Source organism: Streptomyces sp. NPDC093598, from assembly GCF_044764825.1.
Taxonomy (GTDB): Bacteria; Actinomycetota; Actinomycetes; order Streptomycetales; family Streptomycetaceae; genus Streptomyces.
Genome location: NZ_JBIWIV010000001.1, coordinates 461,850 through 485,936 on the forward strand (window position 1 = coordinate 461,850; position 24,087 = coordinate 485,936).

A 24,087-nucleotide genomic window follows, 5' to 3' on the forward strand; every position below is an offset into this window, starting at 1 on the left:
GCTGCGGCCTGGCCTTCTCGCTGGTCGGTCGCGGCCCTGCGTCGGGCAGGGGTTTGGATGTTTATGCGGACCAAACCCTAGCCGACGCCCTCCGGGGGTTCTCGGGGAGGGGTGCCTACTCACTCGGGTGGTTCGCTGATTTGGCGGCTGCGGGTGATTTGTGGCTGTTCGCGCAGTTCCCCGCGCCCCTGAGGTCCAATGTCCCCAGGAACGTTCTAGCGTTGCTGTGTGGCCTACTTCGACGCTGCTTCCGCTGCTCCGCTCCATCCGATCGCCCGGCAGGCTCTGCTGGCCTCGTTCGACGAGGGGTGGGCGGATCCCGCGCGTCTGTACAGGGAGGGGCGCCGCGCCCGGGTGTTGTTGGACGCCGCGCGGGAGGCCGCCGCCGAGGCGGTGGGGTGCCGGCCGGACGAGCTGATCTTCACCTCGTCCGGAACACGTGCCGTGCACACGGGGATTGCCGGGGCACTGGCCGGGCGGAGGCGGGTCGGCCGTCACCTGATCGTGTCAGCGGTCGAACACTCCTCTGTACTGCATTCGGCGGAGCTCCTCGAGGCGGCCGGAGGGAGCGTCACCCAGGTCGCGGTGGACCGCACCGGGCTGGTGGACCCCGCGGCCTACGGCGATGCCCTGCGCGAGGACACCGCACTGGCGTGTCTGCAGTCCGCCAATCACGAGGTGGGGAGCGAGCAGCCCGTCGCGGCGGTGGCCGAGGTGTGCCGGGAGGCCGGGGTGCCGTTGCTGGTGGACGCGGCGCAGTCGCTGGGGTGGGGGCCGGTGGAAGGGGACTGGTCGCTGCTCGCGGCCAGTGCGCACAAGTGGGGTGGGCCGTCCGGGGTCGGGCTGCTCGTCGTGCGCAAGGGTGTGCGGTTCGCGGCGCAAGGGCCGGTGGACGAGCGGGAGTCGGGGCGTGCGCCCGGTTTCGAGAACATCCCGGCGATCGTGGCGGCGGCCGCGTCGCTGCGGGCCGTACGGGCGGAGGCGGCCGAGGAGGCCGTGCGCCTGCGGGAGCTGACGGACCGGATCCGGGCCCGGGTGCCGCGCCTGGTCCCCGACGTCGAGGTGGTGGGCCATCCGGTGCGCCGGCTGCCCGGGGTCGTCACCTTCTCCTGCCTCTATGTCGACGGGGAGGCGCTCCTGCACGAGCTGGACCGCGAGGATTTCTCCGTCTCGTCCGGATCGTCCTGCACGAGCAGCACGCTGACGCCGAGCCATGTACTGCGGGCGATGGGTGTGCTGAGTGAGGGGAATGTGCGGGTTTCGCTGCCACCGGGGGTGACCGAGGAGGATGTGGAGAGGTTCCTGGCCGTCCTCCCCGGGGCGGTGGCGGCCGTGCGGGAGAAGCTGGGCGCGCCGGTCGCCACCGAGGTAGCCCGCGAGGAGGACGTCCTGGTCGTGGACTCCCTCGGCAAGCGCTGCCCGATCCCCGTCATCGAGCTCGCCAAGGTCATCGGCGACGTACCCGTGGGCAGCCTGGTGCGGGTGCTGTCGGACGACGAGGCGGCCCGCCTGGACATCCCGGCGTGGTGCGAGATGCGGAACCAGGAGTACGTGGGCGAGGAGCCGGCGGACCGAGGAACGGCGTACACGGTCCGCCGGACGAGCTGAACGTTTCTTTGGTGCGGGGGTGCGGGGAACTGCGCGAACAGCCCCCGCGCGTCCGCAGCCGAACACGGTCTCTCAGGCGAGGTGCGCCTGAACCTCCGCGGCCGCCTCGTCCCCGTACGCCTTGGTGAACCGCTCCATGAAATGCCCGCGGCGCAACTGGTACTCCTGCGTCCCCACCGTCTCGATGACGAGCGTCGCCAGCATGCACCCGACCTGCGCGGCGCGCTCCAGGGAGACGCCCCACGCCAGACCCGAGAGGAACCCGGCGCGGAAGGCGTCGCCGACGCCCGTGGGGTCGGCCTTGCGCTCCTCGTCGGGCGTGCCGACCTCGATCGGGTCGTCGCCGGCCCGCTCGATGCGTACGCCGCGCGCGCCGAGGGTGGTCACCCGGTGGCCCACGCGGGACAGGATCTCCTCGTCGCTCCAGCCGGTCTTGGACTCGATGAGGCCCTTCTCGTACTCGTTGGAGAAGAGGTACGTCGCCCCGTCCAGCAGGATGCGGATCTCCTCGCCGTCCATCCGGGCGATCTGCTGGGAGAAGTCGGCGGCGAACGGGATCGAGCGGGAGCGGCACTCCTCGGTGTGCCGGAGCATGGCCTCCGGGTCGTCCGCGCCGATGGAGACCAGGTCGAGGCCGCCGACGCGGTCGGCGACGGTCTTCAGCTCGATGAGGCGGGCCTCGCTCATGGCGCCGGTGTAGAACGAGCCGATCTGGTTGTGGTCGGCGTCGGTGGTGCACACGAAGCGGGCGGTGTGCAGCGTGTCGGAGATGCGGACGGAGTCGGTGTCGACGCCGTGCCGCTCCAGCCAGGCCCGGTACTCGTCGAAGTCCGCGCCCGCGGCGCCGACCAGGATCGGCCGGGTGCCGAGCTGTCCCATGCCGAACGCGATGTTCGCCGCGACGCCGCCGCGGCGGACGTCGAGCTTGTCGACGAGGAACGACAGCGAGACCGTGTGCAGCTGGTCCGCTACGAGCTGGTCGGCGAAGCGGCCGGGGAAGGTCATGAGGTGGTCGGTGGCGATGGAGCCGGAGACTGCGATGCGCACGGCGTGGACTCTCCTGAGGGAGGCGGACCTTGACGGTTCACGCTATCGGGTGGACGGGGCCGCTCTGAAGGCATCGAAACTACCCGATAGTAGATCTTTCTCCGTGAGCTCGACCGTGCATACGGTGCCGGTATGACGAACCTCAAGGTCCACGTGCCCGCTCCGGTCGATCTGGAGGGCGACCTGGCGTCGCTGCCGGGTGACGGGGCGCGGATGGCTCCGCACTGGGCGGTCCCCGACCGGGTGGCCTCACGGCCGGTCTCCCCGGCCCTGATCCACGGCGTGTCCGTACCCCCGGCGTCCGCGCGGCTGCTCGACGCCATGGAGGACTACGGCGACTGAACGGCGCATTCGCGGGAACCGTGTGCTCCCCCGCTGCGTCCCATCGCTGTCCCCCGTAAAGGGGAGGCGGGATACGACCCACCAGCGGGCCCGTTGTGTGACGGGCCGGGTCCCATGGGACAGCTGTGCAGCCGAAGGAGCGATGCGGTGAACACCGAGCGACCCGACAACGACGACGACCCCAGGGAAGCGGACGGCGCCGGCGCCGGCGCCCCGGAGGTCGAGGAGCCGGGTACGGCGGACGCCGGAACCCCGGCGGAGGCCGGGGCGTCGGCGAAGGCCGGGGTGTCGCCGGGTACCGCTGAGTCCGACGAGGCCACCGAGGCCGTCGAGCCTTCCGATGCCCCGGGTGACGAGAGGCGGGCCGCTGAGGCGCAGGCCGCCGAGGGCAGCGAGGGCGGGGCGGCCACGGCAGCCGACGAGCCCGGTACGCCGGAAGCCGGGAAGACGGGCGAGCCGGAAGACGACCGGCAGGCTGACGGCGAGCGGCCCGCGGCGACCGGGGACCGGGAAGCCGGTGCCGAGCCGGCGCCTGATCGCACCGCCGCCGCGGAACGTGGGGGCGTCGCGGAGCGTGCGGGCGTCGCGGAGGCCCGCCCCGGCGCCACCGCGGCACCGGGCGGCGACCTCCCCCGCGACGAAGAGGACCTGGTCCGCCAGGGCAGTGGCCGCCCCCGTACGCCCGCGATCATCGCCTCCGTCGCCGCCGCCGTGCTGCTGATCGGCGGAGGCGGGGCCTGGCTCGCCTCCAACGCGTCCAGTGGCGCGGGCGGCGGTACGACGTCCGGTGCGCCCGGTGGGGACGGCACTCCCCCGCCGCTCGCGCTCGACGGGTACTCGGAGTCCACGACGGGCGGCGGCAACGGCATCGCACCCGGTGAGCCCAACCCCTACGGCGCCACCTACCGGGTCGGCGGCACCCTGCCGGACGGTCCCGGCAAGGCGCCGGTGTACCGGGCGCGGGGCGAGGTCACCCGGCAGGACGTGGCCCGGCTGGCGAAGGCCCTGGGGGTCGAGGGGTCGCCGGTGGCGCAGGGCGAGGCCTGGAAGATCGGGGGCCAGGACGGGTCGGGGCCGAGCCTTCAGGTGAACAAGCAGGCGCCGGGGTCCTGGACGTTCAGCCGTTACGCCCCGGGCACCGACAACTGCAAGGGCACCGACACCTGCACCGCCCCGCAGTCCGGTGGCACACCGGTGAGCGAGGAGGTGGCCGAGAAGGCGGCCGAGCCCGTGCTGAAGGCGGTGGGTCAGGACGACGCGAAGCGGGACGCGAGCCAGGTCATGGGGGCCCAGCGGGTGGTGAACGCCGCTCCCGAGGTCGGCGGACTGCCCACACACGGCTGGACGACCGGGATCACGGTCGGCTCGGACGGCGAGGTCGTCGGCGGCAGCGGTCAGCTGAAAACGCCGGTGAAGGGCGACACGTACCCCGTGGTCAGCGCCGGGAAGGCGCTGGAGCTGATGAACGGGCAGCCGAAGAACGACCACCGGATGGGCATCGGCGGCTGCGCGAGCCCCGTCCCCCTGAAGGACCGGCTGGAGCAGCCCTGCGAGCAGCCGTCGGGCGGCACTCCTCAGCAGGACACGGTCACGGTCGAGAACGCGGTGTTCGGGCTGGCCGCGCACGTCGTGGACGGGCGGCAGGCACTGGTGCCGTCCTGGCTGTTCGAGGTGACGGCGCCGGGCGCGAAGGACCCGTTCACGGTGACGTACCCGGCGGTGGAACCGCAGTACCTGGCCTCCCCCGAGCCGAGCGAGCCGAGTGACCAGCCGACCTCTGCTCCCGGTCCGCGTGAGGTGAAGGTGGACGGCTACCGGGCCGAGGGCGCGGAGCTGACGGTGACGTTCACGGGCGGGGTGTGCGCCGACTACGACGTGAAGGCGAGCGAGAAGGGCGACGAGGTCACGGTCACGGTGACGTCGACCCCGTGGCCGGACAAGGTCTGCGTCATGATCGCCAAGCAGTTCCAGGAGACCGTGCGGCTGGACGAGCCGCTCGGCGACCGGGCCGTCGTGAACTCGGACGGCAAGGCGGTCCCGCTGGCCAAGGACGGCGCGCGGCTGCCGGCTCCCCCGACGCCGGAGCGGTAGGGGGCCACGCGGCGCGAAGGCGGCGGCCCCGTCGGAGGGGGCCGCCGCCTTCGTCGTGTTCGCGGCCGCCGGTGGCGGCTCGGCAGGCTCAGCTGAAGGAGTCGCCGCAGGCGCAGGAGCCCGTCGCGTTCGGGTTGTCGATCGTGAAGCCCTGCTTCTCGATGGTGTCCACGAAGTCGATCGTGGCACCGCCCAGGTACGGGGCGCTCATGCGGTCGGTGACCACCTTCACACCGCCGAAGTCCTTCTCCACGTCGCCGTCGAGGGCGCGCTCGTCGAAGAAGAGCTGGTAGCGCAGGCCGGAGCAGCCGCCGGGCTGGACGGCGACCCGCAGCGCGAGGTCTTCGCGGCCTTCCTGGTCGAGCAGCGCCTTGACCTTGGACGCGGCGGCGTCGGTCAGGATGATGCCGTCGGTGACGGTGCTGGTCTCGTCCGATACGGACATCTACATCTCTCCCGGTTTGTACGGAGACTGCTTGCCGACGTTCCAACCGGCGTGGCCGCGGATTCATTCCGGGCCGGGCGCGCGATCTCGGCTCCTTTTCATGCTCGCACACGCACCGGGAACCGGAAAACGGCACTTTCCGGGTGTTCCCGGGAATGAACGGCGACTCACCGGGATTCACGTCACACCGACGCTATGGACATCGTCAAAGTGACGTGAACCGGTTATGATAGATAGCGTCAAATCGACGAAAAGTCGCAGAAACAGAAAGGGTGCGTGTCGTGACCACCGCCCAGACCCAGGAGCTCGACGTACAGCCGACGCCCCTCGCCCTGCTGCTCCTCGGCCGTGAGGCCGACCCGAAGAGCGAGCGCGGTGTGGAGTGTCCCGGCGACCTGCCCTCGCCGTCCGACCCGGACCTGGTGGAGCGCGCCCGCAAGGCGAAGGAGAAGCTCGGGAACAAGGTCTTCGTGCTCGGCCACCACTACCAGCGCGACGAGGTCATCCAGTTCGCCGACGTGACGGGTGACTCGTTCAAACTGGCCCGGGACGCGGCCGCCCGCCCGGAGGCCGAGTACATCGTGTTCTGCGGCGTGCACTTCATGGCGGAGTCGGCGGACATCCTGACCTCCGACGACCAGAAGGTCGTGCTGCCCGACCTCGCCGCCGGCTGCTCGATGGCCGACATGGCGACCGCCGAGCAGGTCGCCGAGTGCTGGGACGTGCTGACCGAGGCCGGGACAGCCGAGCAGGTCGTGCCCGTCTCGTACATGAACTCCTCCGCCGACATCAAGGCGTTCACGGGCAAGCACGGCGGCACCATCTGCACCTCCTCCAACGCCAAGCGCGCGCTGGACTGGGCCTTCGAGCAGGGCGAGAAGGTGCTGTTCCTGCCGGACCAGCACCTGGGCCGCAACACCGCCGTGCGGGACATGGGCATGTCCCTGGAGGACTGCGTCGTCTACAACCCGCACAAGCCGAACGGCGGCCTGACGGCCGACGAACTGCGCGCGGCGAAGATGATCCTGTGGCGCGGCCACTGCTCGGTGCACGGCCGCTTCAGCCTGGACTCGGTCAACGACGTGCGCGAGCGCATCCCCGGCGTGAACGTCCTGGTCCACCCCGAGTGCAAGCACGAGGTCGTGGCCGCGGCGGACTACGTCGGCTCGACGGAGTACATCATCAAGGCCCTGGAGGCCGCGCCGGCCGGCTCCAAGTGGGCCATCGGCACGGAGCTGAACCTGGTCCGCCGCCTGGCGAACCGCTTCGCACCGGAGGGCAAGGAGATCGTCTTCCTCGACAAGACGGTCTGCTTCTGCTCGACCATGAACCGCATCGACCTCCCCCACCTGGTCTGGGCCCTGGAGTCGCTGGCCGAGGGCAACCTGGTCAACCGCATCGAGGTGGACAAGGAGACGGAGGCCTTCGCGAAGCTGGCCCTGGAGCGGATGCTGGCGCTGCCGTAGCCCCGGCCGTCCTCCCGCTCACCCCGACGCGGGTTTCCGGTCGGGGTGGGCGGGGTCGAGGGTGAAGACGTCGCCGTCCGTGGTGGCGACGACCAGGGCGCCCTCATGGAGCAGCACCTCGGAGCCCGACCAGCCCTGGTTCGCCACCCGCCGGGCACGCGGCAGGGTCTCCCACAGCAGCGTGCCCTTCCTCGTGTCGAGGGCGGCGACCCGGCCGCTGGCGCTGGACAGATAGACCGCGCGGGCGCGGGGGTCGTGGGTGATGCCGCTGGGCTGCTCCAGGCTCGTGCGGGTCTGCCACAGCCGCTCGCCCGTGCGGACCGACACGGCGGTGACCTGCCCGGAGGACGTGGCGAACCACAGGGTGCCGCCCGAGAGCGTCGCGTTGCCCTCCAACGGCTCCGCGAGCTTCACCGCGCGGCCCTTTCCGGTGTCCGGGTCCAGCAGCCGGATCCCGGCGACCGCCTCGTCCTCGTCGTCCTCGGTCGGTTCGAGGAGGACCAGACGGCCCTCGAACGTGCCGACGGGCGTTTCGTCGACGGGCACCGTCAGACGCCGTGCCGAGCCGTCGGAGGGGTCCAGCCGCAGCAGGACCGTTTCCTTCGACGGCATCTCGTCCGGGCCGCACCGCAGGTAGGGGTTCTCTCCGGTGTCCGCCGGACCGCAGTACTGTCCTGCGGGCAGCGGCGCCGTCCAGCGCCCGGCGCCGGTGCGCGGCGAGCGGGCGGTCACCGAACGGCCGCCGTCGTCCGGGACGATCACCAGGCCGTCCGAGACGTACGGGCGCACCGCGTCGACGTTCACCGCGCGCTGCCACAGCCGCTCGCCGTTCCCGGTGCCGAGGGCGGCGACCGTGACCTTGACGTCGTCACCGTGGTGGGGGGTGTAGGTCTGCTCGACCAGCATCGCGTCGTCTGTGATGCCCAGTACGGAGAAGCTGTACGCCCCCTTGCCCGTGCCGGGCGGCAGCACGTCGGCGCGCCAGCGGGCCCGTCCGGTGAGAGCGTCCAGGCGCACGGGCAGGACCCCGTCGCCCGCGCAGTAGACGGCGCCCTCGTACGCCTCGCACGCCGGTCCGTTCATCGACCCGGCTTCGGCGATGCCGCGTCCCTCCTTCACGCCCTGCGCGGCGGTGGCGTACACCGTGGTCTGCCAGGGGCTCCAGCCGGCCGGGACGGTCGTCCACCGGGAGGGCGTGGACCCGGTGGTGTCCGGGCCCGCGCGGGAGTCGTCCTCGCCGAGTCCGGGCCCGAACAGCAGATAGCCCGTCAGGCCGAGCGCGAGGGCGCTCGCCGTGCCGGCCGTGGCCCACAGCCGCCGGGCACGGCTCCGGTGTCCTCCGGAAGCCGCGGGGCCGGGGTCGGCGACCGCGGCGGGCCGGGTGCTGACCAGGGCCGCCTCGTCCCGGCGCAGTGCCACGGTGGTCTGGTCGTCCGTGCCCGTCTCCGGCAGCGCGGTCACCAACTCCCGTGCCAGTTCGTCCAGTCCGGGCCGGTCCGCGGGATCCTTGGCGAGGCAGCGCTCCAGTAGCGGGTGCAGGAGCCCCGGCACGCCGTCCAGGACCGGCGCGTTGTGCACCACCCGGTAGGCCGTCAGATAGGGGCTGTCGGCGTCGAAGGGGCCCCGGCCGGTGCTCGTGTACACGAGCAGGGCGCCCACGGAGAACACGTCGGAGGCCGGGCCCACCGAGCGGGCGTCGGTGAGCTGCTCCGGCGACATGAACGGCGGGGTGCCGATCATCTGGCCGGTCTCGGTGAGGGTGTGGTGGTTCTCGGCGGCGCGGGAGATGCCGAAGTCGATGACGCGCGGGCCGTCCTCGGCCATCAGGACGTTGGCGGGCTTGAGGTCCCGGTGCACCACCCCGGCCCGGTGGATCTCCCGCAGCGCCTCCACCAGCCCGAGCGCCAGCCGTCGCAGTGCGGCGCCCTGCAGCGGGCCCTGGTCGCGGATCAGGGCGGCGAGGGAGGGCCCGGGCACGTACTGGGTCGCCATCCAGGGCCGTACCGCCTCCGGGTCGGCGTCCAGGACCGGCGCGGTGAAGGCGCCGCTCACCTTGCGGACGGCCTCGATCTCCTGCCGGAAACGGGCCCGGAAGACCGCGTCCTCCGCGTACTGGGCGTGCACCACCTTGACGGCGACCTCGCGCCCCGAGCGGGCCCGGCCGCGGTAGACGACCCCCATGCCCCCGGACCCGAGCCGGCCGACCAGCTTGTACCCGCCGATCGACTTCGGGTCGTCCTTCTGCAGCGGCACGCCCGGTTCCTCTCCCCCGCCATGCAGTCCGGGTCAGGATACGTAACGGCGGCACGACGAAGGCCGGGGCCCGAACCGTTCTTTCCGGTTCGGGCCCCGGCCCGGGGAGGTCTCGCCGTGCGGGCTCGGCGAACGGTCCGTTACGAGACGGACGCGGGCTCCGGCTCGTCCGTGGCCGGCGCGGCGCCGGACCGGTCCCCCGCCTTCTTCGCCCGCTTGGCGGCGCGCTTCTTCGCCCGGCGCTCCTTGCGGAGCTCGACCATCGCGTACAGCGTCGGGACCAGCACCAGCGTCAGCAGCGTCGACGTCACCAGACCGCCGATCACGACCACGGCCAGCGGCTGGGCGATGAAGCCGCCCTCACCGGTGATGCCGAGGGCCATCGGCAGCAGGGCGAAGATCGTCGCCAGGGCGGTCATGAGGATCGGGCGCAGCCGGTGCCGGCCGCCCTCGATCACGGCCTCGACGACGCCGTGGCCCTGCTTGCGGTACTGGTTGATCAGGTCGATCAGCACGATCGCGTTCGTCACCACGATGCCGATCAGCATCAGCATGCCGATCATGGCCGGAACGCCCATCGGGGTGCCGGTGGCGATCAGCAGGCCGATCGCGCCGGTGGCGGCGAACGGGATGGACACGAGCAGGATCAGCGGCTGGACCAGGGACCGGAAGGTACCGACCAGCAGCATGAACACGATCGCGATGGCCGCCAGCATCGCCAGGCCCAGGTTGGCGAACGCCTCGTCCTGGTCCTCGGAGACACCACCGATCGACGCCGTGGCGCCGTCCGGGAGCTTCAGCGCGTTGATCTCCGACTGGAGCTGGGCGCTGACCGCGCCGGTGTTGTCGCCGGTCGGCTTCGCGGTGATGGTGGCCGCGCGCTGGCCGTCGATGCGGGTCATGGAGACCGGGCCGTCGACCAGCTCGACCGAGGCGATGTCGCCGAGCTTCACCGCACCGCCCAAACGCAGGTTCTGAAGCTGCTTCAGGGTCTTGGCGGGCTTCGCCGAGCGGATGACGACATCGCGCTCGGTGTCGTCCAGGACCGCCTTGGCCGCGGTGGTGCCGCGGACGGCCTGGGCGACGGCCGCGCCGAGGGTCTGGTCGTCGAAGCCGGCCGCGGCCGCCTTGTCGTTGGCCTTGACCGAGATGCGCGGCACGCTGGTGGCCAGGTCGCTGCTGACGTCCGTGACGTCGTCGAGGGAGGCGACCGTCTTGCGGACCTCCTCGGACGCCGTGCGCAGGACACCGGCGTCGGCGGCCTTCACCACGACGCTGAGGTCCTGGCTGCCGAAGCCGTCACCGGCGGCGACGGTGGTCGTGCCGATGCCCTTCAGCCCGGCCAGGCCCTTCTCGATGCTGTCCTGGACGTCCTCGTAGGACGCCGAGTCGTCGAGCATCACCTGGTAGGAGGCCTGGTTGCTGTCCGTGCCGCCGCCGAAGGCCGCCATGAAACCGGACGAGCCGATCGTGACCTGGTAGTCCTTCACGCCCTTCGTGCCGGCGAGCAGCCGCTCGACCTTCTTCGCCTGGGCGTCGGTGGCCGCCAGGCTGGTGCCGGGCTTCATCTCCTGCTTGACGGTGAGGACTTCCTGCTCGCCCTGGTCGAAGAAGTTCGTCTTCAGCAGCGGCGCCATGCCGAACGTGCCGACCAGGACGACGATCGCGATGGCCACGCTGGTGAGGCGGCGGCGGGTCGCGAAGCGCAGGACCGGGACGTAGATGCGCTGCAGGCGGCTCTTGGCCTCCTTCTCCTCCGCGATCCGGCGCGCCTCGTCCGCGTCCTCGGGGGTGCCCTTCGGGGGCCGCAGGAACCAGTACGACAGGACCGGTACGACCGTCAGGGAGACGAGAAGGGACGCCAGCAGCGCGGCCGTCACGGTGAGGCTGAACGAGCCGAACAGCTCGCCCACCATGCCACCGACCAGGCCGACCGGCAGGAACACCGCGACCGTGGTGAGGGTCGAGGACGTCACCGCGCCCGCGACCTCGCGGACGGCGTTGAGGATGGCCGAGTGGCGCTCCTCGCCGTAGCCGAGGTGGCGCTTGATGTTCTCCAGGACCACGATCGAGTCGTCGACGACCCGGCCGATGGCGATGGTCAGGGCGCCCAGCGTCAGGACGTTCAGCGACAGGTCGCGCGTCCACAGCACGATCAGGGCGAGGACCACGGACAGCGGGATGGACACCGCGGTCACGAGAGTCGAGCGGATCGAGGCGAGGAAGACGAGGATCACCAGGACGGCGAAGAGCAGACCGAGCCCGCCCTCGGTGGTCAGGCCCTTGATGGACTTGGACACGGCCGGGCCCTGGTCGCTGACGACCGTGAGGGTCGCGTCCGAGCCGAGGTCCTTGCGCAGCTCAGGGAGCTTGTCCTGGACGGCGTCGGAGATGGCGACCGCGCTGCCGTCGCGGTCCATGGTGACGGCGACGGCGAGGCTCGGCTTGCCGTCCGTGCGGGTGATGGAGTCGGCCGTGGCCTCCTGCTGCTTCACCGTGGCGACGTCGCCGAGGCGCACCGGCTTGCCCTTGCCGGGCTCGCCCGTGACCATCAGGTTCTTGATCTGCTCGATCGAGGTGAAGCCGCCGCCGACCTGGACCGTGCGGTTGGCGCCGTCCTCGTCGAAGGAGCCGGCCGGGACGGTCGCGCCGCCCGCCTGGAGCGCGTGGGAGAGGGACTGCGAGGTCAGACCCGCCTTGGCCAGCCCGGCGTCGTCAGGCGTGACGGTGACCTGGAGGTCGCGTACGCCGTCGACGGTGACCTGGCCGACGCCGTCGATGCTCTCGAGGTCCGGCACGACGGTCTTGTCGAGCTGGTCGGCCAGGGCCTGCTGGTCGCGGCCGGAGGTGACGGCGAGGACGACGGTCGGGATGTCGTCCGTGGAACCGGCGACGACCTGCGGGTCGACGTCGTCCGGGAGCTGGACGCGGGCCCGGTTGACGGCCTGCTGGACGTCGGCGACCAGCTGCTTGGTGTCGTTGCCGTAGTCGAAGGACGCCATGATCACGGCGTTGCCCTCGCTGGCGGTGGAGGTGACGCCGCTGATGCCGTCGACGGCTTCGAGGGTGTCCTCGATGGGTTCGACGACCTGCTTCTCGACCACGTCCGGTGACGCGCCCTGGTACGGCGCCAGCACGGACACCATGGGCAGTTCGATGGTGGGCAGCAGCTGCTGCTTGAGCTGGGGTATCGCGATCGCCCCGAAGACGAGCGCGATGATCGACATCAGCCCTATCAGGGCCCGTTGCGCGAGGCTGAATCTCGACAGCCAGGACATGGGTGAGGGTCTCTCTTCTGTTTAGCGGCAGAAGCGGCAGCGGACGCGCAGATGAGCGCCCACCCCTACACCCTGAGCCATGGGAACCGGGGGTCCCGTAGGCCCCAGGTCCATTTCCTTATGCGGCGCATACTCCGGCCGCAGTACGCCCGGGTCGAGCTCACTCCACCCTTGGACGGACCAGGCCGGACTCGTACGCGGTCACCACGAGCTGGGCGCGGTCCCGGGCGCCCAGCTTGGCCATGGCCCGGTTGACGTGCGTCTTGACCGTCAGCGGGCTGACTTCGAGGCGTTCGGCGATCTCGTCGTTGGAGTGTCCGCCGGCGACCTGGACCAGCACCTCGCGCTCCCGGACGGTGAGCGAGTCGAGCCGTTCACCGCGGGCCGGGTCGCGGTCACCGTCGGCCGGGTCCTCGGTGGCGAGGAACCGGGCGATCAGGCCCGTGGTGGCCGCCGGGGAGAGCAGGGCCTGGCCGCCGGCCGCGATGCGGATGGCGTTCAGCAGTTCCTCGGGCTCGGCGCCCTTGCCGAGGAAGCCGGAGGCGCCGGCGCGCAGCGACTGCACGACGTAGTCGTCGACCTCGAACGTCGTCAGGATGACCACCCGGACATCGGCGAGATCGGGGTCGGCGCTGATCATGCGGGTCGCGGCGAGACCGTCGGTGCCGGGCATGCGGATGTCCATGAGCACGACGTCGGCGTGCTGCTCCTTGGTCAGGCGGACCGCTTCCGCGCCGTCGGAGGCCTCGCCGACCACCTCCATGTCGGGCTCCGAGTCGACGAGCACGCGAAAGGCGCTGCGCAGCAGCGCCTGGTCGTCGGCGAGCAGGACACGGATGGTCATGCGGGGTCCTCCCCGGTGGGTGTGCGGTTCTTGACCGGCAGGATCGCATGGACGCGGAAGCCGCCGCCGTAGCGGGGACCGGTGGTCAGGGTGCCGCGCAGGGCGGTGACGCGCTCGCGCATGCCCAGCAGTCCGTGGCCGCCGCCGCTGTCCTGGGTCTCGTGCTCGCCGCTGCCGTCGTCGAGCACGGTGATCTCGATGTTCGGTCCGACGCGTACGACGCTGACCTCGGCCTTGGCCTGGGGCCCTGCGTGCTTCTGCACGTTGGTGAGGGCCTCCTGGATGATCCGGTAGGCGGCCAGGTCGACGGCCGCCGGGAGGGGGGCGCCCTGGTCGGCGCGGGCGACCTCGATGTGCAGGCCGGCGCTGCGGAAGGTGCCGGTGAGTTCGTCGATGCGGTCCAGGCCCGGTGCGGGTTCGGTGGGGGCCTCCGGGTCGCCGGACTGCCGGAGCAGGCCGACGGTGGCGCGGAGCTCGTTGAGCGCGGAGCGGCTGGCCTCCCGCACGTGCGCGAGGGCTTCCTTGGCCTGGTCGGGGCGCTTGTCCATGACGTGGGCGGCGACCCCGGCCTGGACGTTGACCAGGGCGATGTGGTGGGCGACGACGTCGTGCAGGTCCCGGGCGATCCGCAGGCGCTCCTCGGCCACCCGGCGGCGGGCCTCCTCCTCGCGGGTGCGTTCGGCCCGTTCGGCGCGCTCCTGGATGGCCTGGACGAAGGCCCGGCGGCTGCGGACGGAGTCGCCCGCGGTGGCGCCGATGCCGGTCCAGGCGAAGATCGCCAGGTTCTCCTGGGCGTACCAGGGCAGGGAGCCGGCCGACATGGCGGCGCCGGTCAGCACGGTCATGGTGAGCAGGCCGACACGCCAGGTGGTGGGCCGGTCGGTGGTGGAGGCGACGGTGTACAGGGCGACGACGGCGGACATGGCGACGGGAGCGCGGGGGTCGCCGGTGACGGACTCGACCACGGAGACCGTGCCGGTGAGGGCGAGGACCGTCATCGGGGCACGGCGGCGGAAGACCAGGGCGGCGGCGGCGAGGGCCATGAGGACGAGGCTGAGGGGATCGGGGGTGCGCAGGGCCCAGCTGACGCTGTCCTGGTGCCGGGGCTCCACGAACGAGCCGGCGACCATGCAGACCAGGACGGCGGCGGCGAGGACGGCGTCCATGGCCAGGGGGTGCGCCTTGGCCTGGCATCTGGCCCGCGCGAGGGTGCTCACGGGGGTTCACGGTAGCCGGGGTCGGTGTGCGGGGGTATGGGGGCCGGGTGTGAGGTGCCCGGCGTCGGGGCGGGGCCGGGTCGGCGCGCAACCCGGCGGTGCGGGGTGCCTCCCGGGCCCTTGAGGCACCGGGGGAGGCACGCATGCCCGCAGCCGAGCGAATCTCAGCCCGGGATCAGACCGTCGTCGCCGAGCAGCTCCCGGACCTCCTCCAGGGTCGCGTCGGGAGACGGAAGGATCAGTTCCGACGGTTCCAGGGAGTCGTCGGGGAGGGGTTCGCCCAGGTCGCGGACCCGGGCCAGGAGGGCCTGGAGGGTGCGGCGGAAGCCGGGGCCGTCGCCGTTCTCCATTTCCGCCAGGAGTTCGTCGTCCAGCCTGTTCAGCTCGGCGAGGTGGCCGTCGGCCAGTATCACCTGGCCCTCCCCCATGATCCGTACGATCATGTCGCCCTCCTAGGCGTGGACCCCTACTGCTTGTCGAAGCGCGGGGTGTCCTGCGGCTGCTGCTGGGACTGCTGCTGGCCCGTGCCCCCTTCGAGGGCCTGCTGCCCGCTGCCCGAGCCTCCGGCCAGCTCGGCCTTCATGCGCTGGAGCTCCAGCTCTACATCCGTACCACCGGAGAGCCGGTCCAGCTCGGCCTGGATGTCGTCCTTGTGCATGCCGGACGGGTCGTCGAGGGCACCGGAGGCGAGCAGTTCGTCGATCGCGCCGGCGCGGGCCTGGAGCTGGGCCGTCTTGTCCTCGGCACGCTGGATCGCCAGGCCGACGTCGCCCATCTCCTCGGAGATGCCGGAGAAGGCCTCGCCGATCCGGGTCTGCGCCTGGGCCGCGGTGTAGGTCGCCTTGATCGTCTCCTTCTTGGTGCGGAAGGCGTCGACCTTGGCCTGGAGCCGCTGGGCCGCGAGGGTGAGCTTCTCCTCCTCGCCCTGCAGCGTCGCGTGCTGGGTCTCCAGGTCGGTCACCTGCTGCTGGAGCGCGGCCCGGCGGGAGAGCGCTTCCCGGGCCAGGTCCTCACGGCCCAGGGCGAGCGCCTTGCGGCCCTGGTCCTCCAGCTTGCCGGACTGCGACTGCAGCTGGTTCAGCTGGAGTTCCAGACGCTTGCGGGAGGTCGCCACGTCGGCGACGCCTCGCCGGACCTTCTGGAGCAGCTCCAGCTGCTTCTGGTACGAGTAATCGAGGGTCTCGCGCGGGTCCTCGGCCCGGTCAAGGGCCTTGTTCGCCTTCGCGCGGAAGATCATCCCCATACGCTTCATGACACCGCTCATGGGCTTCGCGCGCCCCCTTCTGACCGACTCCGGTTCCAGCTCCAGCGACAGAACCCACAGTACGGGCCCTGCATCCATTACCGCACTGTTCGGGGACGGATGCGCTCATCCCCAAGGACGACTGCGTGCGCTCCCGCTCCGGCGTAGGGAGTAGGTGGTCCCCGGGGTTACCGGAGCCGTACACCCCGGGAAACATCCGGAGGCGTACACAACGTCCCCTCTGTCCCCTTACTGACGACTGGTGTTGCCGGATCGTTCCCCACGGGACTGGGGTCCATGCCCGGAAGCCCTTACCCTTGGGTTTTGTGTTCCGAAGCCGTGCGAAGGATGAGAAGGCCCAGGACGCCGACAAGGCGCCGGTGACCGACTCCAGTCAGCCCCGTCACCCCGAGGCCCCCAAGGGCCGCCCCACGCCCAAGCGCAGCCAGGCCCAGTCCTCGCGCCGCAGCGTGGCCAACACGTCGATGACGCGCAAGGAGGCCGCCAAGCGACAGCGCGAGGAGCGCCGTGCCGCGATGGAGCGGCAGCGCCAGGCGCTGGCGAGCGGCGACGAGCGGTATCTGCCCGCGCGTGACAAGGGACCGGTCCGCCGGTTCGCGCGCGACTTCGTCGACTCCCGGTTCAACATCGCGGAGTTCTTCCTGCCGATGGCCGTGGTCATCCTCGTGCTGAGCATGGTGCGGGTGGCCGCGCTGCAGAACATCGCGCTGCTGCTGTGGCTCGTGGTGATCGTGCTGATCGTGCTCGACTCGTTCGTCACCGCCTTCCGGCTGAAGAAGCAGCTGAACGAGCGCTTCGCGGGTGAGAACAAGCGCGGCGCCGTCGCCTACGCCCTGATGCGCTCCCTCCAGATGCGCCGGCTCCGGCTGCCGAAGCCGCAGGTCAAGCGCGGAGAGCGGCCCTGACCACGACGCCGTTCTCCGGGGGTGCGGCTGATGCCTGGCTGGACAAGCTGGGCGGGCTGCGCGATGTCGTCCGGCAGGAGCTGGTGGCCCGCCAGCTGGACGAGCAGATAGTCGGCCGGTTCCCGGTCGGTCGTCGCCTGCGGGTGCTCGACGTGGGGATGGGCCAGGGCACACAGGCGCTGCGGCTGGCCCGGGCCGGGCACCAGGTGACCGGTCTGGAGAAGGATTCCACGATGGTCGCCGTGGCCCGGGAGTCCCTGGCCGGGGAACCGGAGGGCATCCGGGAGCGGATGCGCATCATCGAGGGCGACGGCCGGGACACCGGTGTGCATTTCCTGCCCGGCAGTTTCGACGTGGTGCTGTGCCACGGCGTCCTGATGTACGTGGAGGAGCCGGACCCGCTGCTGGCGGGCCTCGCCCGGATGCTCGCGCCGGGCGGGCTGCTGTCGCTGCTCGTGCGCAACGGGGACGCGCTCGCGTTCCGGCCGGGCCTGTCCGGTGACTGGCCGGAGGCGCTGGCGGCTTTCGACACGGTCTCCTACCGGAACCGGCTGGGGCTCGACGTACGGGCCGACCGGCTGAAGGACCTGACGTCCACGCTCGCTGGCATCGGGGCGCCGCTGCACGCCTGGTACGGGGTGCGGGTGTTCACCGACACGGCGGCGGACGGCGCCGGGATCCCGGCCGACGTGGAGACGCTGCTCGCGGTGGAGGAGAAGGCCGGGCGGACGGATCCGTACCGCGGGGTGGCCGCGCTGCTGCACCTGTGCGGCGTGCGCGGCTGAACCAGCCGAAACGGGGGTGGGCGGGGGCCGTCGGCCCCCGCCCCGGGCTCACGCCTCGGCCGCGTGCAGGCTCATCGGCCCGTAGATCTCCGTGGCGTCCTCGAACAGCCGCACCTGGTCGGCACCGCCCTCCTGGAGGGCCTTCCAGTGCTCCCCGATCCAGGACTCGGCGTCCCCCTGGGTGGGGAACTCCTCCGGCGGCACCGCGGGCTGGACCTCCGTCCCGTCGGTCTTCTCGAACCGCCACGTCCATGCCGCCATGTACGCCTCCCATGTGTGTGAGCACACTGCACAGCGAAAAGCCGGATCTTGGCCCGGCCCCCGTCCAGAGCCTATGCGCTCCGCCGGGTGTGCCGTCATAGGACTGCGGGTGACCGGTTGCGCGCGGGTCGTCACCTGTGAATCCCGTACCGGCCCGCATGGGAGCTCCATACGGGGCGCCAGGCGCGCAGGAGCCGGGCGGGCAGGCGAAAATCGGTGCGTGGAACTCACTCTGCTCGGCACCGGCGCCCCCGCGGGTCTCCCCCGCCCCGACTGTCCCTGCGCGGCTTGTGCGGCCGCCCTCGGCCCGGACGCGCGGGCGGCCACCGCGCTGCTCCTGGACGGGGCGCTGCTGCTCGACCTGACGCCCGGCGCGGCGTTCGCGGCGGCGCGGGCGGGCCGTTCCCTGACCGGCGTACGGCAGGTGCTGCTGTCGCATCCGCACGACGGGCCGGCGGTCGAGGTGCCCGCGGGGCTGCCGCAGCCCGGACGGGTGCCGGACGGGCGGGAGTTGACGCTGCTGACGGGCCACCGGGTACGGGCGGTGGCGCTGGACGCGCCGGGCACGGGGTACGCGGTGACCGGGCCGGAGGGGCAGCGGCTGCTGTATCTGCCGCCGGGCGGGGCCCCGGCCGGCCTGGAGGAGCCGGCCGAGTCGTACGACATGGTCCTCGCGGATGTCGTGGGACGGCCGGACGCGCTGGCGAAGCTGCGGGCGGTGGGGGCGGCCGGGCCGACGACCGACGTGGTCGCCGTCCACCTGGACCACGACGTGCCGCCCGGCCCGGAGCTCGGGCGGCGGCTCGCGGCGGCCGGGGCGCGGGCCGTGCCGGACGGGGTGACGCTGGTGGTGGGGGCGTACGAGGACGTGCCGGACGTGCCGCGGCGGACGCTGGTGCTGGGCGGGGCGCGGTCGGGCAAGTCGGTGGAGGCCGAGCGGAGGCTGGAGGCCTTCCCGGACGTGCTGTACGTGGCGACGGGCGGGTCGCGCAACGGGGACACCGAGTGGTCGTCGCGGGTGGCGGCGCACCGGGACCGGCGGCCGGGGTCGTGGCAGACGGTCGAGACCTGCGATCTGGTGCCGTTGCTCGCTGCGGAGGGGCCGCCCCTGCTCATCGACTGTCTGTCGTTGTGGCTGACCGACGCGATGGATTCCGCCGGGGCGTGGGACGACGCGGTGTGGGCGGAGCGGGGGGAGAAGGTGCTGCGGGAGCGGGTGCGGGAGCTCACGGAGGCGGTGCGGGTCACCCGGCGGACCGTGGTCGCCGTGTCGAACGAGGTGGGGTCGGGGATCGTGCCGGCGACGGCGTCGGGGCGGCGGTACCGGGATGAACTCGGGCGGCTGAACGCGGGGTTCGCCGACGAGTGCGAGCATGTGCTGCTGGTGGTGGCGGGGCAGGCCGTGGTGCTGCGGGGCTGACACGGGCCACGACTGCGCCCCCGGGCGTCCGGACCCCGCGTCTGCGGCGTGATCCGAAACGACACCCCTAGGGAGCCTTGCGGGCGATCACCCGGTAGGTGTTCGCGAAGCGAGTGCGGCGGGTCACCGGGGCCAGGAGCTGGTCGGCCATCGCTGCCAGGGCCACCAGGGGGATGCCCGCGCGCAGCAGCACCGTACGGGCGTGCCGGCGGGCCGGGGGCGGGGGGATCGCCCGCCAGGGGGTGTCCGGGGCCGGCAGGGCGTGGGAGAGGGCCAGGGAGGTGGCGCCCGCGAGGTCGTGGGGGACGTGGACCGGGCGGTGGTCGAGCGTCAGGACCGTGCAGCCGGCCGCCTCCAGTTCGGCCCGGAGGTTGAGCGGGGGGATCAGGTGGAGGTGGCGGGGCTGGTCGTGGGCCAGCCACCAGCGGCCCAGGAGGGCGGCGAACAGGCTGCGCGGGGTCACGGTCTCCAGCAGCAGATGGCCGCCGGGGCGCAGGACGGACAGGGCCGCGTGGAGTTCCGCACGCGGATCCGGCGTGCCCTCCAGGTGGTGGAGCATGCTGACCACGTCGTAGCGGGCGCGCAGGGGGGCGGCGATCCGGGGGTCCGTCAGGCGGCCGACGTGGGCCTCCTCGACGCGGTCGGCCGCGCGGGCGCGGACCACCCGCGGGGTGGGGTCCAGGCCGTCGAAGGCGGTGTACGGGAAGAACTGCCGGGCTGTGGCCGGGAAGCGGGCGTGGCCCGTGCCGACGTCGAGCCAGCTCTCCGGCTCGCCGAAGCGCAGCATCGCGCGGGCTGCTGAGCGGTGGCGGCGGGGGCCGGCGCGCAGGGCGAGGAGGCCGTCGCTCGCCGGGTCCCTGGGCGCCCCGCGCACGACCCGGTGGTAGAGGGCCAGGCCCTCCACCGTGAGGCGGGGGTTCTGGAAGGTGTGGCCGCAGTCCCGGCACGCGTCGACGGTGAAGCTGCCGGGCTTGTACTGCCGCAGGTCACCGGTGCGCAGCCGGTTCCGCAGCCGGGTGGAGCCGCACCAGGGGCAGTCCTCCCGGCGCGGTTCGTGGACCCGTGCGGTCAGGTGGGGGGCGAGGTCTGCTGAGGGGGCGGGGTGTGCGGGCATGGGCGGCTCCCGGGCGCGGCGGCGTACGGCATGGACGTACGGCGGGGACGTCGAACGGAGCACGTACGACAATCCGCTGCAAAACGGAACGTATGGGATGCCGATCTTGGGTGCAACGACGTCGTCGTGACGGAGGGGTGATGTGGCGCCGTGCTGTTCGACCGGTGCCGGTACTGTTCGGCGAATGAGCTCGCTTAATCTCGACGACTTCACCGATCTGATCGAGCGTCCGGACGGCGGGATCCGCCGTGACGCCGAGGCGCGCCGGGAGCGACAGATCGTGCCGCCCGGATCGCTGGGCCGGCTCGACGAACTGGGTGAGTGGCTGGCGGCGGCGCAGTCCGCCGTGCCGGTGCGGCCGGTCGAACGGCCGCGGGTGGTGCTCTTCGCCGGTGACCACGGCATCGCCGAGCTGGGCGTCTCGGCCCGGCCGGCGGGCAGCGCCGCGGAGTTGGTGCGCGAGGTGCTGGAGGGCGGCCGGCCCGTGTCGGTGCTGGCCCGGCGGCTGGGCGTGCCGGTGCGGATCGTCGACATGGCCCTGGACTGCGAGCCCGAGACGCTGCCCGAGGACGTCGTGCGGCACCGGGTGCGGCGCGGCAGCGGGCGGATCGACATCGAGGACGCGCTGACCCCGGAGGAGGCCGAGGCGGCGTTCCGGGCCGGGATCGCGGTGGCCGACGAGGAGGCCGACTCGGGCACGGACCTGGTGGTGCTCGGCGATGTGAGCGTCGGCGGGACCACGGCGGCGGGCGTGCTGGTCGCGGCGCTGTGCGGGGTCGACGCGTCGGTCGTCACCGGGCGGGGCGGGCTGGCGATCGACGACCTGGCGTGGATGCGCAAGTGCGCGGCGATCCGGGACGCGCTGCGCCGGGCGCGGCCGGTGCTGGGGGACCAGTTGCAGCTGCTCGCGACGGTGGGCGGGGCCGACCTCGCCGCGATGACGGGCTTCCTGCTGCAGAGCGCGGTGCGCAAGCTGCCGGTGGTGCTCGACGGGGTCGTGACGGCCGCGTGCGCGCTGGTCGGGCAGCGGATCGCGTTCCGGGCGCCGGACTGGTGGCTGGCCGCGCACGACAGCGGGGAGCCCGGGCAGGCGAAGGCGCTGGACCGGATGGCCCTGGAGCCGCTGCTGGCCCACGGTGTGACCGTCGGGGAGGGCGCGGGCGGCCTGCTGGCGCTGCCGCTCGTGCAGGCCTCGGCCGCGCTGGCGGCGGAGCTGCCCGAGAAGCCGAAGGAGTCCGAGGCGCCGGCCGGGCCGGAGGCGCCGGAGGCGCCCGCCGAGCAGTAGCACCCCCGAGATCCAGGTCACTCACGCCTGGCTCAACTTCGTCCCGTTCCGGTCGGTCTTGGAACGTGGTGTCGGTTTGACTGAGTCGCAGACACCCTCAGACATCGCCGCGCACGGACGAGGACGACCGCCGGATGACCACGCTCGCCCGCTGGGCCCGCGCCGAATGGGGACGGCTGTACGCCGCGGTGCGCGGGCCGCTGGCCGGGCGGCGGTGGCGGGCCGTGCCGTTGGCCGTCACGGCCGTGTGCCTCACGGCCGTGCTGCACCTCGTGCACAGCCAGGCGTGGGGCTACCGGTTCGTGCAGGACGCCGGCGGGGTGCGGGCCGTGGACCCGTTGTGGCTGGCCCTGCTGCGGACGCCGCTGTCGCTGTTCGTGCCCGCTCTGGACCTGCCGGTGTGGGGCGCGCTGGTGCAGATCCTGCTGGTGTTCGGCATCGCCGAGCTGTGCCTGGGGTGGCGGCGGGCGCTCGCCGTCGCCTACGCCGCGACGCTCGCGGGGACGCTGTACGCGCGCCTGGGCATCTGGCTGGGCCCGCACGCCCCGCTCGGCCTGCCCGCCTCGGACGCCTGGGTCGTGGACACCGGGCCGTCGGCGGCGGTGGTGGGGCTGGCCGTCTTCCTCGGGTGGCGCTACCGCGCGTACGTCACGGCCTCGGTGGTGATCGTGGCGATGGTGATCGAGGTGGTGGTCGAGGAGAACCTCGCGGGCAAGGAGCACCTCGCCGCGATCATGGCGGTGCTGGTGCTGTGCGGGGTCGGCGAGCTGCGTCAGCGGCGCTCCAGGGACCGGGCCGGCTCGGGGTCGGGGGCACCGCCGATCCAGTCCTGAAAGGCACGCCGGGGCCCCGCCCAGCGGCGGTCGTGGTGGTAGGCCCGCAGACCGGACCTGGCCCGGGCGCGGGGCCGGTTCCGGTAGAACCGTCTGGCCCACGGGGAGGTGGGGCGGGCCAGCCGTACGGCCGCGACCAGAGCGACGAGCGGGATGATCAGGCCCAGGACGGCGAGCCTGACCTTGCCCTTGAACAGGGCGATGAGGGCGAACGCGAAGTTGACGAGGACGTTGACCAGGACGACGGCACGGTTCTGCTGCTGGTCCTCGTCGAGGTCGTTGACACCCAGCGGCGAGAAGCCGATCAGGAGCAGGCCGACGAGGGAGGCGGTGAGGACGACCATCTCCACGCTCTTGCGGCCGTCCGGGGTCCAGTAGACGTCGGCGAGGTGCAGGACCAGGGCGAATTCGTCGAGGACGAGACCCGCGCCGATGCCGAAGATCACCGCGGCCAGCGCCGAGCCGAAGCCGTACTGGCCGCCGGCGACCGCGCCGAAGCCGCCGATGATCGTCAGGATGACGCCGGGAACCACATGGTGGACGTGGACACCGCCGCTGCCGCTGATATTGCGGAAGGGGCCCTTGCCGGCCCGGATGAGACGGGTGATGCCCCGGGTGATCAGGAAGGTGAGGACGAAGGAGACGAGAGCGAGAAGCAACGGCAGCTTGCCGGGTTCCATGATGTTCCGCTCGAACCATCCCATATGCGAACTTTATCCTCGGCCGCCGTGCTCGCTCTCCTGACCGGCCGGTAGCCTGCGCCGGTGCCCGGAACCTCGCCCCTCGACGGCCTCCGCTTCGCCTTCGGCACCCTCACGGTGATCCCCGTCCGGGTGACCCGGTGGGACCGGGAGGCCGCGCGTGGCGGCATGCTGTGCGCTCCGCTGGCCGGGCTGGCGGTGGGGGCCGCGGCCGCCCTGCTCGGGCTGGTGCTGCTGTTCCTCGGGGCGGGCGCGCCGCTCGCCGCCGTGGCCACCGTCGCCGTGCCGGCCGTGCTCACCCGGGGGCTGCATCTCGACGGGCTCGCGGACACCGCGGACGGGCTGGGCAGCGGGAAGCCCGCCGAGGACGCGCTGCGGATCATGAAGCAGTCGGACATCGGGCCGTTCGGGGTCATCACCCTCGTCCTGGCCCTGCTCGCGCAGGTCGCCGCGCTCGCGCAGGCGTACGACGCCTCCTGGGCCCGGGGCGCGTGCGCCGCCGTCGTCTCCGCGACGCTCGCCCGGCTGGCCCTGACCCTGGCGGCCCGGGCCGGGGTGCCGGCGGCGCGGCCGGAGGGATTGGGGGCGGCGGTCGCCGGTGTGGTGCCGCTGCGCGGGGCGGTGGTCACCGCCGTGGCCGTCGCGGGGGCCGCCGCGGCGGCGGGTGCCCTCCTCGGGCCGTACGACATGGTCCGGAGCGTGCTCGCGGCCGTCCTGTCCCTGACCGCCGCCGAGGCGCTGCTGCGCCACTGCACCCGCCGCTTCGGCGGGGTCACCGGGGATGTCTTCGGCGGTCTGGCGGAGACGGCGGCGACCACGGCACTGGTCGTTCTGTCACTGGGCTGAAACGATCTCCTCGCCCCTCTCCTGCCCGGACCGGACGGGGGCTGGCTTCGTGCCCGCACACACACGTGGTCGGGGATGTTCA

The 24,087-nt window shown here is 72.6% G+C and carries 21 protein-coding genes; 10 read left to right on the forward strand and 11 right to left on the reverse strand.

The window, feature by feature from the left end; translation table 11 throughout:
- Positions 1-228: 228 nt before the first annotated feature.
- Positions 229-1,608 carry a cysteine desulfurase/sulfurtransferase TusA family protein gene (locus ACIRDU_RS02145; RefSeq protein ID WP_403573136.1) on the forward strand — a complete coding sequence of 460 codons (1,380 nt, stop codon included), beginning with the start codon at positions 229-231 and terminating at the stop codon, positions 1,606-1,608.
- A 72-nt stretch (positions 1,609-1,680) separates the two neighbouring features.
- On the opposite strand, the gene ACIRDU_RS02150 is transcribed toward ACIRDU_RS02145, so the two are convergent.
- On the reverse strand, positions 1,681-2,655 hold the full coding sequence (locus tag ACIRDU_RS02150) for a carbohydrate kinase family protein (RefSeq protein ID WP_403573138.1): 975 nt from the start codon (positions 2,653-2,655) through the stop codon (positions 1,681-1,683).
- 132 nt (positions 2,656-2,787) lie between these two features.
- Here ACIRDU_RS02150 and ACIRDU_RS02155 point away from each other — a divergent pair, with 132 nt between their 5' ends.
- A complete protein-coding gene (locus ACIRDU_RS02155) occupies positions 2,788-2,997 on the forward strand; it encodes a hypothetical protein (protein ID WP_403573141.1) in 210 nt (69 codons plus the stop codon).
- Between the two features lie 147 nt (positions 2,998-3,144).
- A complete protein-coding gene (locus tag ACIRDU_RS02160) occupies positions 3,145-5,088 on the forward strand; it encodes a hypothetical protein (protein ID WP_403573144.1) in 1,944 nt (647 codons plus the stop codon).
- Positions 5,089-5,176: 88 nt separating this feature from the next.
- On the opposite strand, the gene ACIRDU_RS02165 is transcribed toward ACIRDU_RS02160, so the two are convergent.
- The gene (locus ACIRDU_RS02165) at positions 5,177-5,533 is read right to left on the reverse strand and encodes an iron-sulfur cluster assembly accessory protein (RefSeq protein ID WP_031109243.1); all 357 of its coding nucleotides are present in this window, start codon (positions 5,531-5,533) and stop codon (positions 5,177-5,179) included.
- A 281-nt stretch (positions 5,534-5,814) separates the two neighbouring features.
- On the opposite strand from ACIRDU_RS02165, the gene nadA reads away from it, so the two are divergent.
- Positions 5,815-6,999, forward strand: a complete 1,185-nt coding sequence (gene nadA / locus ACIRDU_RS02170) for a quinolinate synthase NadA (RefSeq protein ID WP_403573146.1) — start codon at positions 5,815-5,817, stop codon at positions 6,997-6,999.
- Positions 7,000-7,017: 18 nt separating this feature from the next.
- On the opposite strand, the gene ACIRDU_RS02175 is transcribed toward nadA, so the two are convergent.
- The 6 genes from ACIRDU_RS02175 to ACIRDU_RS02200 all read right to left on the reverse strand — a co-directional run bounded on the left by ACIRDU_RS02175 (position 7,018) and on the right by ACIRDU_RS02200 (position 15,843).
- Entirely contained in the window at positions 7,018-9,252 is a 2,235-nt protein-coding gene (locus ACIRDU_RS02175) for a protein kinase (RefSeq protein WP_403573149.1), read from the reverse strand.
- A gap of 140 nt (positions 9,253-9,392) precedes the next feature.
- On the reverse strand, positions 9,393-12,530 hold the full coding sequence (locus ACIRDU_RS02180) for an efflux RND transporter permease subunit (RefSeq protein ID WP_403573152.1): 3,138 nt from the start codon (positions 12,528-12,530) through the stop codon (positions 9,393-9,395).
- Between the two features lie 160 nt (positions 12,531-12,690).
- Positions 12,691-13,374, reverse strand: a complete 684-nt coding sequence (locus tag ACIRDU_RS02185; RefSeq protein ID WP_403573155.1) for a response regulator — start codon at positions 13,372-13,374, stop codon at positions 12,691-12,693.
- Positions 13,371-14,591 carry a sensor histidine kinase gene (locus ACIRDU_RS02190; RefSeq protein ID WP_403573156.1) on the reverse strand — a complete coding sequence of 407 codons (1,221 nt, stop codon included), beginning with the start codon at positions 14,589-14,591 and terminating at the stop codon, positions 13,371-13,373. The genes ACIRDU_RS02185 and ACIRDU_RS02190 overlap by 4 nt, the downstream gene beginning before the upstream one ends.
- Positions 14,592-14,755: 164 nt before the next feature.
- Complete coding sequence (locus ACIRDU_RS02195) at positions 14,756-15,034, reverse strand: hypothetical protein (RefSeq protein ID WP_403573159.1); 279 nt, start codon at positions 15,032-15,034, stop codon at positions 14,756-14,758.
- A gap of 23 nt (positions 15,035-15,057) precedes the next feature.
- Positions 15,058-15,843 carry a PspA/IM30 family protein gene (locus ACIRDU_RS02200; RefSeq protein WP_403573162.1) on the reverse strand — a complete coding sequence of 262 codons (786 nt, stop codon included), beginning with the start codon at positions 15,841-15,843 and terminating at the stop codon, positions 15,058-15,060.
- Between the two features lie 317 nt (positions 15,844-16,160).
- Between ACIRDU_RS02200 and ACIRDU_RS02205 the strand changes: the two genes are divergently transcribed.
- Both ACIRDU_RS02205 and ACIRDU_RS02210 read left to right on the forward strand, forming a co-directional pair.
- Positions 16,161-16,760, forward strand: coding sequence for a DUF3043 domain-containing protein (locus tag ACIRDU_RS02205; RefSeq protein ID WP_403573165.1), 600 nt, complete (start codon positions 16,161-16,163; stop codon positions 16,758-16,760).
- Between the two features lie 83 nt (positions 16,761-16,843).
- Positions 16,844-17,545 (forward strand): class I SAM-dependent methyltransferase, encoded by a 702-nt coding sequence (locus ACIRDU_RS02210; protein ID WP_403573168.1) that lies wholly within the window; start codon positions 16,844-16,846, stop codon positions 17,543-17,545.
- Between the two features lie 48 nt (positions 17,546-17,593).
- On the opposite strand, the gene ACIRDU_RS02215 is transcribed toward ACIRDU_RS02210, so the two are convergent.
- A complete protein-coding gene (locus ACIRDU_RS02215) occupies positions 17,594-17,806 on the reverse strand; it encodes a hypothetical protein (protein WP_062926420.1) in 213 nt (70 codons plus the stop codon).
- 220 nt (positions 17,807-18,026) lie between these two features.
- Here ACIRDU_RS02215 and ACIRDU_RS02220 point away from each other — a divergent pair, with 220 nt between their 5' ends.
- On the forward strand, positions 18,027-19,226 hold the full coding sequence (locus ACIRDU_RS02220) for a bifunctional adenosylcobinamide kinase/adenosylcobinamide-phosphate guanylyltransferase (RefSeq protein ID WP_403573171.1): 1,200 nt from the start codon (positions 18,027-18,029) through the stop codon (positions 19,224-19,226).
- A gap of 67 nt (positions 19,227-19,293) precedes the next feature.
- Here the strand turns inward: ACIRDU_RS02220 and ACIRDU_RS02225 are convergent, their stop codons facing one another.
- On the reverse strand, positions 19,294-20,340 hold the full coding sequence (locus ACIRDU_RS02225) for a class I SAM-dependent methyltransferase (protein ID WP_403573174.1): 1,047 nt from the start codon (positions 20,338-20,340) through the stop codon (positions 19,294-19,296).
- Positions 20,341-20,524: 184 nt separating this feature from the next.
- Between ACIRDU_RS02225 and cobT the strand changes: the two genes are divergently transcribed.
- On the forward strand, positions 20,525-21,625 hold the full coding sequence (gene cobT / locus ACIRDU_RS02230; protein ID WP_403573176.1) for a nicotinate-nucleotide--dimethylbenzimidazole phosphoribosyltransferase: 1,101 nt from the start codon (positions 20,525-20,527) through the stop codon (positions 21,623-21,625).
- A 134-nt stretch (positions 21,626-21,759) separates the two neighbouring features.
- Positions 21,760-22,458: a hypothetical protein gene (locus ACIRDU_RS02235; RefSeq protein WP_403573179.1), complete on the forward strand. Its 699-nt coding sequence runs from the start codon at positions 21,760-21,762 to the stop codon at positions 22,456-22,458.
- Here the strand turns inward: ACIRDU_RS02235 and ACIRDU_RS02240 are convergent.
- Complete coding sequence (locus tag ACIRDU_RS02240; RefSeq protein ID WP_391294888.1) at positions 22,398-23,162, reverse strand: hypothetical protein; 765 nt, start codon at positions 23,160-23,162, stop codon at positions 22,398-22,400. The two genes, ACIRDU_RS02235 and ACIRDU_RS02240, sit on opposite strands and share 61 nt — an antisense overlap.
- Positions 23,163-23,222: 60 nt before the next feature.
- Here ACIRDU_RS02240 and ACIRDU_RS02245 point away from each other — a divergent pair, with 60 nt between their 5' ends.
- On the forward strand, positions 23,223-24,005 hold the full coding sequence (locus ACIRDU_RS02245) for an adenosylcobinamide-GDP ribazoletransferase (RefSeq protein WP_403573182.1): 783 nt from the start codon (positions 23,223-23,225) through the stop codon (positions 24,003-24,005).
- Positions 24,006-24,087 lie beyond the last annotated feature (82 nt).

Excerpts from the sequence above, each read along its gene's own strand:
- ACIRDU_RS02155 (WP_403573141.1), top strand. The coding sequence starts at position 2,788 with ATGACGAACCTCAAGGTCCACGTGCCCGCTCCGGTCGATCTGGAGGGC.
- ACIRDU_RS02165 (WP_031109243.1), bottom strand. The coding sequence starts at position 5,533 with ATGTCCGTATCGGACGAGACCAGCACCGTCACCGACGGCATCATCCTG.
- ACIRDU_RS02180 (WP_403573152.1), bottom strand. The coding sequence starts at position 12,530 with ATGTCCTGGCTGTCGAGATTCAGCCTCGCGCAACGGGCCCTGATAGGG.
- ACIRDU_RS02185 (WP_403573155.1), bottom strand. The coding sequence starts at position 13,374 with ATGACCATCCGTGTCCTGCTCGCCGACGACCAGGCGCTGCTGCGCAGC.
- ACIRDU_RS02195 (WP_403573159.1), bottom strand. The coding sequence starts at position 15,034 with ATGATCGTACGGATCATGGGGGAGGGCCAGGTGATACTGGCCGACGGC.
- ACIRDU_RS02200 (WP_403573162.1), bottom strand. The coding sequence starts at position 15,843 with ATGAAGCGTATGGGGATGATCTTCCGCGCGAAGGCGAACAAGGCCCTT.
- ACIRDU_RS02215 (WP_062926420.1), bottom strand. The coding sequence starts at position 17,806 with ATGGCGGCATGGACGTGGCGGTTCGAGAAGACCGACGGGACGGAGGTC.
- ACIRDU_RS02225 (WP_403573174.1), bottom strand. The coding sequence starts at position 20,340 with ATGCCCGCACACCCCGCCCCCTCAGCAGACCTCGCCCCCCACCTGACC.
- cobT (WP_403573176.1), top strand. The coding sequence starts at position 20,525 with ATGAGCTCGCTTAATCTCGACGACTTCACCGATCTGATCGAGCGTCCG.
- ACIRDU_RS02235 (WP_403573179.1), top strand. The coding sequence starts at position 21,760 with ATGACCACGCTCGCCCGCTGGGCCCGCGCCGAATGGGGACGGCTGTAC.
- ACIRDU_RS02240 (WP_391294888.1), bottom strand. The coding sequence starts at position 23,162 with ATGGGATGGTTCGAGCGGAACATCATGGAACCCGGCAAGCTGCCGTTG.